Annotated in this window: 7 protein-coding genes, 1 tRNA gene and 1 pseudogene; 6 read left to right on the top strand and 3 right to left on the bottom strand. The window is 57.1% G+C overall.

The genetic code is table 11. From position 1 onward, the window contains the following. Positions 1 to 70 precede the first annotated feature (70 nt). Positions 71 to 2422 carry a 3'-5' exonuclease gene (locus CYB_RS07285; protein ID WP_011433143.1) on the top strand — a complete coding sequence of 784 codons (2352 nt, stop codon included), beginning with the start codon at positions 71 to 73 and terminating at the stop codon, positions 2420 to 2422. A 227-nt stretch (positions 2423 to 2649) separates the two neighbouring features. Here the strand turns inward: CYB_RS07285 and CYB_RS07290 are convergent. Next, a tRNA-Pro gene (locus CYB_RS07290) sits at positions 2650 to 2723 on the bottom strand. A 290-nt stretch (positions 2724 to 3013) separates the two neighbouring features. On the opposite strand from CYB_RS07290, the gene rpsB reads away from it, so the two are divergent. The 5 genes and pseudogenes from rpsB to CYB_RS07315 all read left to right on the top strand — a co-directional run bounded on the left by rpsB (position 3014) and on the right by CYB_RS07315 (position 8788). Continuing rightward, positions 3014 to 3808: a 30S ribosomal protein S2 gene (gene rpsB / locus CYB_RS07295; protein ID WP_011433146.1), complete on the top strand. Its 795-nt coding sequence runs from the start codon at positions 3014 to 3016 to the stop codon at positions 3806 to 3808. 159 nt (positions 3809 to 3967) lie between these two features. Beyond that, a pseudogene (gene tsf / locus CYB_RS07300) lies at positions 3968 to 4612 on the top strand (translation elongation factor Ts); the annotation flags it as partial. 354 nt (positions 4613 to 4966) lie between these two features. Further along, the gene (locus CYB_RS07305) at positions 4967 to 6382 is read left to right on the top strand and encodes an amidohydrolase (RefSeq protein ID WP_011433148.1); all 1416 of its coding nucleotides are present in this window, start codon (positions 4967 to 4969) and stop codon (positions 6380 to 6382) included. Positions 6383 to 6384: 2 nt separating this feature from the next. Then, entirely contained in the window at positions 6385 to 7386 is a 1002-nt protein-coding gene (queG, locus tag CYB_RS07310; protein ID WP_049749576.1) for a tRNA epoxyqueuosine(34) reductase QueG, read from the top strand. 202 nt (positions 7387 to 7588) lie between these two features. Beyond that, a complete protein-coding gene (locus tag CYB_RS07315; RefSeq protein ID WP_011433150.1) occupies positions 7589 to 8788 on the top strand; it encodes an AAA family ATPase in 1200 nt (399 codons plus the stop codon). A 76-nt stretch (positions 8789 to 8864) separates the two neighbouring features. Here the strand turns inward: CYB_RS07315 and dnaN are convergent, their stop codons facing one another. Continuing rightward, positions 8865 to 10241: a DNA polymerase III subunit beta gene (dnaN, locus tag CYB_RS07320; protein ID WP_049749577.1), complete on the bottom strand. Its 1377-nt coding sequence runs from the start codon at positions 10239 to 10241 to the stop codon at positions 8865 to 8867. A 740-nt stretch (positions 10242 to 10981) separates the two neighbouring features. Further along, the gene (locus CYB_RS07325) at positions 10982 to 13264 is read right to left on the bottom strand and encodes a RelA/SpoT family protein (protein WP_011433155.1); all 2283 of its coding nucleotides are present in this window, start codon (positions 13262 to 13264) and stop codon (positions 10982 to 10984) included. Positions 13265 to 13338 lie beyond the last annotated feature (74 nt).

Genomic DNA, 13338 nt, shown 5'->3' on the forward strand with positions numbered 1-13338 from the left:
GGGTGAACCCGCCTACCCAGAATTACACTGAGATATTGAGCACATTAGCATCACGGGATCCCGCCCCTCCATGAGCTACTTGGTTATCGACACCGAGGGCAACGCCAACCTGGAAGAGATCGCCCTTATCGACAGCAGCGGCAAGCTTATTTACCATGCCTACACCCAAGAATACTCGCCCCACCACCCCCAGCCCAAACCTTTGGCCCAAATCGTTGCTGACCTGCGGCGCTTGGCACAAGGCAAGACTCTTGTTTTCCACCATGCAGATCACGACCTAAAAATCCTTAAACAAGCCTTTGACCAAGTTAACCAAGATTGGCTTCCTAACCCCATCTTCTGTACTTGGTCAGCCGCCAAGCAATGTTTTCCCAACCTTGCCGGTTACAGCCTAGAGTATCTCAGCAAACATCTCGGGATCCAACTGGAGAGCGGTTACTTCAACTCCAAACTGGCCCACGACGCCAGCTACGATGCCCTCTTTACCTACCACCTCTATCGCCACCTCACCCACGCTCAGCTCAAAGCCCAGAATGTTCCCAATCCTTTCGCCAACAGCAGAGTTGACAATCCCTTTCAGCATTATCCCGACGAGACCACCATCTATCAGCCTCAGTACCAGCAGCTCACTGCCACCCTACAGGACATCCAACGGGATCCCAACCACCAGAGCCGAGGGGTTGTCTTACTGGGAGAACCTGGATCCGGCAAGACCCACCTGATCATGCGGGTGGCCCAAAACCTCCTGCGCCACAACTGTCTCCTGTTTATCCCTCAGCCCACCCATCCCGACAACATCTACCACCACATCTACAGCCACACCCTGGAATCCCTGCGCGAACGGGTAGATGCCCATCACCACACCCAGCTCGACTACTTGATTGCCAAGAGCTTTGTGGAAATCTTGAAAACCTTCCCCCAAACCTCAAAAACTGAAGAGCTTCTCTCCCTTCTCACGGCGGATCCCCTCAACCTCTTTCATCGCCTGGGAGCAGAAGGCAGCGAGCGTCGTCGTCAGCAATGGCAAGCCATTGAAAAACTGGTTCTGCGCTGGTGGGCAGAGCAAAACTTCCTTACCGGTTCCACCGAAAACATTCTCAAGGGCATCATCAAATACTGCAGCTACAGGGATCCCAACCGCCGTCACCAGATCATCCGCTGGCTCAGCGGTACCGACCTGGATCCTGAAGAAACCAACTTGATTGGGTTGCCCCCTTGGAGTGCAGATCTGGATCGCAACACCTTTGCCCTAGAAGGGATGAAAGTCATCGGCAGGCTTTCGCTGCTTGACCGACCTCTCATTATTGTCTTCGACCAATTGGAGGCTCTGGGCCGAGAGGAAAATCGAGATATCCTTCTCAACTTTGGCGATGCCCTGAAAGAGCTTTTTACCCGTATTCCCAACAGTCTGTTTATCCTCAATCTGTTCCCCGACCGTTGGCAACATTTCCAAACCCAATTTGACCGGGCTACCGTCGATCGCCTCTCCCAAACCGTCCTCTCCCTAGATCTCCCCTCTCTTCCCCAGCTTCAAGCCCTTCTCCAGAGCCGCCTGCCCTCAGGGATCCACCTCCAAGCTCTCTTTACCGCCGATGACCTGAGCGATATTCTTGGCCAACCCTCCATCCGGGCCATTCTCAACCGGGCCTCAGCCTACTATCGCCACTACATCAACGGGATCCCTCTCCCTCCCCAGGTGCAAGTTGTACCCACTGCCAGCAATCTAGCCGCCCGTGTCCAGCGGCTCGAAACTGAGCTGCAAACCCTCAAACAACTGCTCATCCCCCTTCTGCCTGCCCACGGCCCCTCCATCGTTCTATCTCCACCCCTTCGGGATCCCAGCCCATCTGCCGATCTTGTTGAGACGCTGGATCCCTATCTCCGCACCACTGAGGCTCAGCTCCGCGCCGCCTATCCCCAAGAGGCGATCATCGACAGCACAGCCGATATCGGCAAATTGCGCACCATCGGCAATGCCCTACAAGGGATCCATCCCCTCCCCATGAGCACCCTGAGACTGGGCCAATGCAAACTTCCAGATCACCTCTATTTCTCCGACCAGAAGCGGGTGATCGCCTTTATCCAAGTGGGTCCCAGCAGCATGTATGGACAGCTCAATAACTTCAACCAATTGGTGATTGCTCACCCCGAGCTTCAGTTTCTTTTGCTACGGGATGCCCGCCTTAAGCCTCCTTCCAAAAAGGCTACCGCCACCCAAGCGGCCTTGGCCGCCCTCAACAACAGCCCCAATGGCAAGTATGCTCTGCTCACCCAAGACGACCGCATCCATCTGGAGCTTATGCACAGGATGATCACCGACATCCAAAACCGCGACCTGGAAATCGACCTGACCCAAGCCGTTCGGTATTATCTTGACCACAGGGATCCCCCCCTTATTGCCTGGATCCTGGGCCGTGATTAAGCGCTCCAGATCCGTCGAAACCCCATGTTGTTCAAGGTCGGCTCCGCATCGGGATCCAGCACCGTAAAACCGGGATCCCATATTGTCCGGCCAAGCTTGTGACCTGATTCTTAAGGCTGCCGATCAACGGAGCCAAGGGCAAGGGATTGACAGCGGAGCCAAAGTACCTCAAAGTTTCCGGCATAGTGGGCTTTGTCCGGCTCAAGCCCTCCCCTGATTACTCAGTATCGGAGCGGCGGGATTTGAACCCACGACCCCCACTACCCCAAAGTGGTGCGCTACCAAGCTGCGCTACGCCCCGACGCACTTACGGGTAGAAGCCCATGAAGTGCCTAGCTAGTCTAGCATCGGATCGCGGCCAGAGTTAACCCCAAGCTGCGGGATCCCGTGGAAAACATGCTAGCTTAGTTAAACCGTTAAGAAATCGCACGCCTGAACCACCGGGTGTCCTTACAGCCCTTTCGCGGTTTGCTGCAACAGCTCCTGAGTTCCTTGCCAATGGGGGTAGAGCGCTCTGTGCAGGTAACCGGCGGGAAGGCCGTAACTGGGATCCGTTCGGGCGGAGGCTAACCCGTAGGAGAGGAAAAACTCATGAGCGTAGTCAGTTTGCCTCAACTGTTGGAGGCAGGGGTTCACTTCGGCCACAAGGCCAGCCGCTGGAACCCGAAAATGCGGCCCTACATCTTTACCGAGCGGAACGGCATCCACATTATCGATTTGGTGCAGACGGCCCGCTATCTGAACGAAGCCTACGAGTATGTGCGGGATGCTGCTGACAGGGGTTGGCGCTTCCTGTTTGTGGGCACCAAACGGCAAGCTGCCGGGATCATCGCTCAAGAGGCTCGTCGCTGTGGCAGCTACTATGTCAACCAGCGCTGGTTGGGGGGTATGCTCACCAACTGGGCCACCATCAAAACCCGCATCGACCGCCTCAAAGAAATTGAGGAGATGGAGAGCAGCGGTCTTCTGGATCGCCTGCCCAAACAAGAGGCCAGCCGTCTGCGGCGAGAGTTGGCCAGGCTGGAAAAGTACTTGGGCGGCATTAAAACCATGCGCAAGCTCCCCGATGCGGTGATCATCGTCGATCAGCGGCGGGAGGCCAACGCCGTTCAGGAATGTATCAAGCTGAACATCCCGATCATCTCACTCCTGGACACCAACTGCGACCCCGATCTCAGCGATATCTTCATTCCCTCTAACGACGATGCCATCCGAGCGATTAAGCTGATTGTAGGCAAGTTGGCGGATGCCATCTACGAAGGGCGGCATGGGCAGCTCGACACCGTTGAGGAGGATGAGTACGACTACGAAGGGGCCATGGATCTGGACGACGACATTCTGGAAGACATGGAGGACGAAGAAGAAGGAGAAGCCGAGGAAGGCTAGACCGAGGGCAGGGATCCCGTGCAATCCGGACACTTCCCTGCCTGTTCCCTATCCAGAGGCGTGTATTCTTGAAATCTAGGTTTACAATTCTACCGAAGCCCGCTCATTCTCACTCATATCCCGCCACATTCTTCCCGTTCTTTCATTCGAGGAGCCCTCATGAGCATTGATGCCAAACTGGTCAAAGAGCTGCGCGAAAAGACGGGCGCAGGCATGATGGACTGCAAAAAAGCCCTGGAAGATTCCGGTGGCGATATGGAGAAAGCCATCACCTGGCTGCGACAGAAAGGGTTGGCAGGGGCAGCCAAAAAGGCCAGTCGCGTCGCGGCAGAGGGGGCAGTTGACAGCTACATCCACTTCGGCAATCGAATTGGGGTGTTGGTGGAAGTGAACTGCGAGACGGACTTCGTGGCCCGCAACGAAGATTTCAAGAAATTGGTGCAAGACATCGCCAAGCAGATTGCCGCCTGCCAAAACGTAGAATACGTCAGCGTTGACCAGATCCCTGCTGAAGTGGTAGAGCGGGAAAAAGCCATTGAAATGGGCAAAGAAGATCTGGCCAATAAGCCGGAGAACATACGCGAGAAGATCGTGCAAGGTCGCATCGAAAAGCGACTGAAAGAATTGTCTCTGTTGGATCAACCCTTCATTAAAGATTCCTCGATCACCGTAGAGGAATTGGTGAAGCAGCACATTGCCAAACTGGGGGAAAACATTCGGGTGCGGCGGTTTGTGCGCTTTGTCCTGGGAGAGGGGATCGAGAAAGAAGAAGTGGATTTTGCTGCTGAGGTTGCCGCTCAAGCCGGTCTCAAGCCGGCAGAGGCCCCCAAAGTGGAAGAGACTCCACCCGCTCCTCCTGAAGAACCTGCCCCAGAACCGGCCCCTGCTGCCGAGAGCAAGCCGGCCAAAAAAGGCTCCGCCAAGAAAAAGAAATAGCCGGTCAAGGCTGAGCTGTAGGGCCATGTCGGCGGTGCAGAGGCGTTGAAACTGCGTTATGGAGAGTGTGGGCACCTCTATGTCGGCAGTTCTATAACCACTACGCTTGGGTATCCCTTGGGGGAAAGGCTAGGTTATGCATGCAAATGTTCTGATCCTCCCGCCTTGGCAGGGTTAACTCCAGCACGCTAAGGTAGCAGACGGCCTTTTTGGATCCCGGGCATGAGTTTTATCTTGCGCAATGCGTTAATTCCCACCGCCACCGGCTACGAAACCGCAGATGTGCGAATCGAGGGGGAACGGATTGCTGCCATAGGCAGAGGGTTACCCGCAACGGGCGCAGACAGCCTGGAACTGGATGCCAGTAACCAACTCTTGCTGCCGGGCTTTGTCAATGCCCACACCCATTCTTCCGAAATGTGGCAACGAGGGATCATACCGCCCTATCCGCTGGAGCTGTGGCTGGCACAACTGCACGAGTATGCGCCGCCGGATCCGGAAAAAATCTATCTCAGCGCGCTGGGGACGGCGGTGGAAACCCTGCTGACGGGGGGCACCTCGGTGGTGGATCATCTGGTGTTGATCCCAGGCCAAGAGTTGGCCACCATTGAGGCGGCGGTACGGGCCTACCGAGAAGTCGGGATCCGCGCCTTCGTGGGCCCCTTGATCCAGGATCAGGCTCTCTCTCGGGGGTTGCCCAGCAGCTCCTCTTGGGATCGGGAGCCGGAAACCTATCCCCTCTCCACAGCAGAGGTGCTGGCCATTGTGGAAGAGGCGGTGCAGCGCTTTCACCGGCCAGAAGAGGGCATTACCCTCATGGTGGCTCCCACAGGGATCCAACTGTGCTCAGACGAGCTGTTCAAGGGCTGTGCGGAGTTAAGCCAGAAGTATGACCTACCCCGCCACGCCCACCTGTTGGAAACCCGCGCCCAGCAGATGTTGGCCCAGGAAAAGTACGGCTGCAGCGCAGTCGAGCATCTGGAGCGCCTGGGCTACCTAGACCAGAGAACTTCCCTGGCTCACTGCGTCTGGCTCAGCGATGCCGATATCGAGATCTTGGCCCGCACCGGCTCTACCGTTGTTCACAACCCCTTGAGCAACCTGCGCCTAGGCAGCGGCATTGCCCCCATCTTGAAATACCGCCGGGCAGGGGTGAACGTGGCCTTTGGCTGCGATGGATCCGCCAGCAACGATTCGCAGGATTTGCTAGAGGCCATCAAAATCGGCACCATCCTTCACAACATCACCGATCCCGACTACCGCCACTGGATCTCGCCCCGCGAGAGTGTGGAGATGGCCTCCCGCGGTGGGGCCATTGGCCTGGGGCTAGGGGAGGAGCTGGGATCCCTGGAAGTGGGCAAGCAAGCGGATCTGGTGCTGTACGATCTCACCCAACTGTCGCTGTTGCCCCGTACCGATCCCATTGGGCTGCTGGTGTTGGGCCGGCCCACCCAGGCAGTCCACAGCGTCTGGGTGCGAGGAAAACAGGTGGTGTCCGGCGGAGCCGTGACGACGGTGGATGTGGCTAATCTGCGACAGGAGTTGTTTGCTTGTAGCTCCTGGGATCCCTCCCGCCGCTCCCAGCAGGTGGCACAGCTGGAGGCCCGCTACCGCCGCGTGATGGGTTTGCCGGCATAGCCATGGCAGGGATCCCTGCGGGTTCAGAGGTCGACTGGTCCAGAGCCACTGCGCAGGTGAAACGACAGGCCCTGGCCCTGGGTTTTGACAAAGTCGGCATTGCCAGCATAGAGGATCCCCCCGACTTGCGGGGCCTGCAAGCTTGGCTGGCTGCGGGCATGGCCGCCGACATGGCCTGGATGGCGGATCCTAGGCGAATGGATCCAAAGCAGGTGCTGCCGGGGGTGCAGTCGTTGGTCTGTGTGGCTTTGAATTACTACACCCCCATCCGCCACAGCCAGGATCCCGGCAAGGGCAAGATCTCCCGCTACGCTTGGGGTCGAGATTATCACCGCGTGTTGGGACGGCGGCTCAAACAACTCCACCTCTGGATGCAAGCCCAGTTCCCAAATCATACGGGTCGATTCTACGTGGATACCGGCCCGGTGGCGGAAAAGCCCTGGGCCATGCAGGCGGGCTTGGGTTGGATCGGCAAAAACAGCCTGTTGCTCACCCGCGAGTACGGCTCCTGGGTGTTTCTGGGAGTGATCCTGACCACCCTGCCGTTGCTCCCTGACCAGCCCCACACCGCTCACTGCGGCACCTGTACCCGCTGCCTAGAGGCTTGCCCCACGCAGGCCATCGTCAGCCCAGGGGTGGTGGATTCCCGCCGCTGCGTTGCCTATCACACCCTAGAAAGCCACGCCGAGCGGATCCCTGCCAAGATTGCCCAGAACCTGCACAACTGGGTGGCCGGCTGTGATATCTGCCAGGAGGTCTGCCCTTGGAACCAACGCTTTGCCCAACCCAGCCGGATCCCGGATTTTCAGCCTTACCCTTGGAACGTTGCCCCCGATCTCCAAGAACTGGCCCAGATGGAAGATGGGGAATTCGACCAGAAGTTTCCCGCCTCTGCCTTGCGCCGGCTCAAGGCCCGCCGACTGCGACGCAACGCCCAAGCAGCCCTAGAAGGCAATTCCAGCTCCGCAGCCCACAGCAACGATTTGGAAGCCCTCCCTACCTAATTGGGATACACTTTCCCAGCGGGATCTGGCACCGGAAAACGGTGGGGCTGTTGCCCCTGGGCCGGGGACGCAAGCTAACATACATGCCCTACCCCCTTTTTGAGACCCCAGTGCCGGGCCGCCATAGTTTCGCTCTCGTGGGAGAGGCATCCACGCCCCAGCAAGCCCACCGATTCCCCCTTTTCCTAGCCCCTAACCCTGCATGGATAACGGTTACGACGACTATTACCCCAGCTACCGGCAGACCAACAGCTACAATCTCCTGCAATCCGGGTGGAGACCTCTGCTCCGCCATTTCGATGTCGAGTATTTCTGGCAACTGGCCATGCAGGATCCCTGGGAATTGGCCGAGAAAATTCTGGATGTGTGCAGCGATATCGCCAACGCAGTGGGACGCAACGAATATAGCCCGCTGGCCAATTTGCTTAACCTGTTTTCAGAGAACACCCGTTACGAGATCGAGGAATTCTGGAACAGCATTACCCCACCCCCACCCGGCCCCGACTGCACCTTTCGAAGCTATCTTTCGACGGAAACTCCGCTGCGGCAGCAGGTGAGCCGCGACCAGATTCCCATTCATTACATCTTGAATTGTCTGCAAGAAGTTATCGTTCTCAAAATCTTGGCGCATCTGGGGCGACCGGCACAGATCGTGCAAGTGTACATGGATCGCTACTTCTACTACCCGGTTGAGCATTTCAACGGCTGGGATCAAATCAGTAGTCCGGGCACCGTCTATGCCTTTTGGCCGGAGCATCAGATTTGGCTGCAAATCCAGACCACCTATCAAACCCGCCGTCGCTACACCCTGATTGGGGTAGATCTCAAGCCCTTGATCCGCAAGGTTACCTACAACCTGGCGGTGATGGTGAGCGGCTACCAAAGCCGAATTGGGCAAATCCAGAGCCCACATCCAATCAGTTCTTTTCCCGCCGAGATTCAAGCCTTCACCGATCAGGTTCAACAGCGAATTCTGCAGCAGGAGCGATTGGCGGTCTTGGTACACGGGATCCCAGGTACCGGTAAAACTGCCTGGACGCAAGCGGTGGCCCACGAGCTGCTGGTACCACTGGGCTATGTGGTGTTCATCTTGGATCATGAAGCCGTGCAAGAGTTTATTGCGCCTTCCTATCTGGAGCGGGTGTGCCTGATCATCAATGAGGCAGATAACCTCGCCCAAGACCGCGCCAGCGAGGTGGCCCAACGGAGCACCAAAACTGAGCGCATCCTCAGCCTGCTGGATGGCACCCTCCACCAAAGCGTGCTCGACGCAGAATACGCCGACTGTGAACAAAGGCTGGTGGTGCTGATGACTTGCAACACGACTGAACGTTTGGATCCGGCAGTTTTGCGCAAAGGGCGTGTGGACTTGGTGCAGGAGTTTACCTACCGCTTTGTTTGAGCTGGATCGGCATCCACCTGCTCTCTGAACATGGGACAAGAGCCACCGAGGCTGTTCTTCAATTAGTTCCCTAGGACTAGGTAGCCCGTAGCTGCACCGGCATGACCAAATAACAGAGCCGCATCGCCCCAAGGGGCTTCCAAATAGCTGGCTGAGTGGCGCCGTTTAGCTCCAGGCTCACCTGCTGCGTATGAAACACCCTGAGGGCATCCAGCAGGTAACGCACATTGAAGGCCAGCTCCAGGTCAGGGCCGGACATTTGCACCGGCAAAGATTCCTCGCCACTGCCCACATCGGGCGCCTCGGTGCTGATGCGCAGGGTTTGGGTTGCGGCAGAAAGATTGAACTTGACGATGTCGTTTCTTTGGGCAGCAAGTACTCCCACCCGTTCCAGCGACTCAATCAAAGGCCGACGCTCCAGGGTTACCTGCCGCTCAAATTGCTTGGGAATTAGGCGGTTGTAGTCGGGATATTGGCCCTCCAAAAGGCGGCTGGTGATCCGCTGTTGGCACTGCGTTTTGCTGGCGCGAGGAGGCAGCACAAACTGCACCTGGGATCGGTCAAACCGCAATTCCACCGTAGAGGCCGCGGTCTGGGTGCCGAGGATGCGCTCCACCTCCCGCAAAGTGCGAGCGGGAATGGTGAAATCCAACCCTATTTCCCCATGGGCCGAAGCAACCGGGATCCCTTCGGCCTCCACCTGCACTATCGCCAGACGATGCCCGTCGGTGGCCGCAAACTCCAGGCAAGGGGGATCCCCCGCCAAGAGCTTGACATGCACCCCTGTGAGCACCTGCTTGGTCTCATCTCCAGAGGCCGCAAAAAGGGTTTGGCCGATCCCTTGCAACAGGCTCTCGATGGGCAGCTCCAGGGCCTGAGCTGTTGGGCTTTCCTCCCCCACAAAATCGCCATCTGCGTCGGCGGTGCGGAGCGATATTTCCGGTAGGGTGGGGTACTCTTCAGCCGACATGCTGCGCACTTGGTACTGGCCGGCTGCCGACATGAGAATCACAGGGGCACTCTCCTGGGCTTGGCTGCTCGCGTCAAGAGTCACTGGGCCGCTGGGCAGACGGCTGACGATGTCGCTGAGCAGCTTGGCCGGCAGGGTGGTGCGACCGGATCCCCTGACCTGAGCCTCGAACTCGCTGCGAATGCACAAGTTCAAGTCAAAGGCGGTCAAAGCAACCCGCTGAGTTTCCGCGTCGGCCTCCACCAACACATTGGCCAAAACGGGCAGGGCGGGGCGGCTGGCCACAGCCCGTCCAACGGAAGTGAGGTGGTGGCTGAGATCGGCTTGCTCGCAGGTGAAGCTAAAACCCTCCAGCGGCGCGTCAACAGCTTCGTTAAAGCGGCTCTCCCCACGATAGGGAGCTGCAGCCTTGCCGCTGCGCAACACCGGCGCGAACGACTCGGTTTCCGATTCTCGATCCACAGGACGCTGAGCTTGCACCATGGGGGGCACTTGAGGGCTGCACACGCAGATCCTACACCGACTGCCCCGGTTGGATCCCTCCCCTTGCGGTCGAGTTTTGGAAAATTTGCCTCGCGCGTAGGACAGATCTGAAATTTCGATCCCTGCCTAATTTAATTTTTTGATCTAGTAGTAGTAGGGGCTGTGGAAACTGTGGAAAGTGATCGTCAACACCTTGCGCCATGAGCTTTTGAGCTTATTCCCCACCTGTGGAAAAACTGTGGATAACTTGGCCACTTTTCCACAGGGTATTTATACCTGTTAATAACTTGGGGGGTTTTTCCACAGGTTTTCCACAGATTTTCCAGGTTTTTCCACAGGTTTTCCACAGGCTAATGTTGTGATTTCTTGACAAATTCATAAAAATTAACACACAGTCAGTGTAGGATCCCGTAATGTAGTGAGTCCTCCCCCTAGATATGGCCAGGAACTCCATCGGAGCTTGGGCGGGCTTCGCTGGATTTCCCCAGGTTTTCCACAGGCTGTCGAAGAAAGCCTGGGATATTGCTCTGGGCTTGTCGGCCTTGCCTGGCCACCTGTGAGCTGACACGGGATTTTTGGCAAGACCCCAGAGGAGCGGGAAAGCGCTCTGCGCACCAGAAGCGGCAAAGGAGGTCAGGATGAGGATGGGACAGCGCCTGACCCAAAATTGGGCTGCTGCAGGAGCGAGTCGCAATAGGGATGCGGTCTAGAGTCCGTACCCGCGAAGGGCCAGGCGTAGGTCAACGGGATCCGTTTTGGTGATGGCGGGAGCGCAGCACGATCACGTCAGAAAGCTGGCGCAGTTGACTTTGAACCTGGGTGAGCTGTTTCTTATCACGTACATCGATACAGAGATCGATCAGGGCGGTGCGGTTGGCAAAAGTTTGTACCTTAGCATTGCGAACATTAATGCCTTGATCCGATAGACGGGAAAGAATGTCCCGCAGCACCCCAACGCGGTCGATAACCTCCAGATGCAGTTCTACCGGATAGATCTGGGTGCTCCGCCGCAGTTGCTCTTCGTTCCAGCGTACTGGCACCAGGCGTTCCCCCGAAACCTGAGCCACCCGTGGACAGTCCTGATGGTGGATACTAATACCCTTAAAGCGGGTGACTACGCCCAAAATCGGATCCCCCGGCAGCGGGTTACAACACTTGGCCAACTGGTGTTTCAGACCCTCCACCCCCAGAATGGGAGATTGGGATTTGACGGAACTGGAAGCCACAGAAGCCCGCGGCAACAACAGCTTGGATCCCTCAAGCGATTCCTCCTCTGTAGGGGGGGATACTGCCGGCCTGCTGACCTCCTGCAGCCGATGGATCACCAGCGTGGGGGTTGTCTCACCATAACCCAGAGCGGCTAACAAATCCTCTACACTGGCGTAGTTGAGCTTTTCGGCTACCTTCTGCATCCGCTCTGATTTGAGCAGGGCATCAAAGCCCGTTTTGCCCAGCTCCCGCTCCAGCAAATGCCGGCCCCGCGCGATGTTTTGCTCGCGATTGGAGCGCTTAAACCATTGGCGAATGCGATTGCGGGCAGAGCTGGTGGCAACGAAATTGATCCAGTCCAGGCTGGGATGGGCATTCTTGTGGGTAATGATCTGCACGATGTCGCCGTTGCGCAGGCGGGTATCCAGGGGCACGATCTTGTTGTTTACCCGCGCTCCTGCACAGTGATCCCCAATTTCGGAGTGGATGCGATAGGCGAAGTCCACCGGACAGGATCCCTGGGGCAGAGCCAGCAAGTCCCCCTTGGGCGTAAAGACGTAAACCTCGCTCTCAAACAGGTTCTCGCGAAGGGTGTCCAGATACTCCTTGTCATCTTTGAGGTCGTTTTGCCACTCCAACAGCTGTCGCAGCCAGGTGAAGCGCTCCTCGTCGGGCTTGACAGTGGTGCTGCCGGCCTCCTTGTACTTCCAGTGGGCGGCGATCCCGTACTCAGCCACGCGGTGCATCTCTTCGGTACGAATCTGCACCTCCACCGGTCGTCCCTGCAGGCCGATCACTGCCGTATGCAAAGATTGGTAACGATTGGCCTTGGGCAGACCAATGTAGTCTTTGAAACGCCCAGGGATTGGGCGAAAGCAGTTGTGAACGACTGCCAGCACCCGATAGCACTCGCTGTTGGTATGCACGATTACCCGCACTGCCGAGAGATCGTAAATCTCGTGAAATTCTTTGTGCTGCTGCTGCATCTTGCGATAGATGCTGTACAAATGTTTGGGCCGCCCGCTGATCTCGAAATGTTCCAGCCCCGCTTGAAGAAGGTTCTGCCGCAGCTCTTCGATAAAAGCTTGGATCTCGGCCTCTCGCTCGGCGCGCTTGGCATTGACCAATTCCTGAATCTTCCGGTAAGCCTCGTAGTCCAGATACTTAAAAGCCAAGTCTTCCAGTTCCCATTTGAAGTGCCAGATCCCCAGCCGGTTGGCCAAAGGGGCGAAAATTTCCATGGTTTCGGCTGCAATCTGCCGTTGCTTGCTGGGGGAGAGATACTGCAGCGTGCGCATGTTGTGCAAGCGATCCGCCAGCTTGACCACGATGACTCGAATATCTTTGGCCATTGCCACAAACATGCGGCGGAAATTTTCCGCTTGCTGCTCGGTTTTGCTGGAGAAATTGAACTTAGAGAGTTTGGTAACTCCTTCTACCAGTAGGCGAACTTCAGAGCCGAATTCAGCTTCCAGGGCTTCTGGGGTAACTTCTGTATCCTCAATAACATCGTGCAAAAGGCCCGCTGCCACCGTCACCGCATCTCCCCCCAGCTCCCGCAGGAGAGTAGCCACGGCTACCGGATGGGCAATGTAGGGATCCCCCGATTTGCGTTTTTGGCCCTGATGCAAACAGTAAGAAAACTCAAAGGCACGGCGCAGCAGATCGGCTTCTTCAGCCGTGTAGGGCCGCAGCCCATCGCCGGGATCCTCGGCACCGGAAAGCAGAGCACGCAGCCACCCTGGCACCTCAAAACCGAGGCTATTCAGGTCGAGACCTCCATCTGAGGTGGCAATGACAGCCGTCTGACCCATGCGAACCCGGCGAAAAGGGATGTTTGATTACTGACTATAGTTCATCCAGCTTAACCGCCGACAGATCAAGAGGG

Source organism: Synechococcus sp. JA-2-3B'a(2-13), from assembly GCF_000013225.1.
Classification (GTDB): domain Bacteria; phylum Cyanobacteriota; class Cyanobacteriia; order Thermostichales; family Thermostichaceae; genus Thermostichus.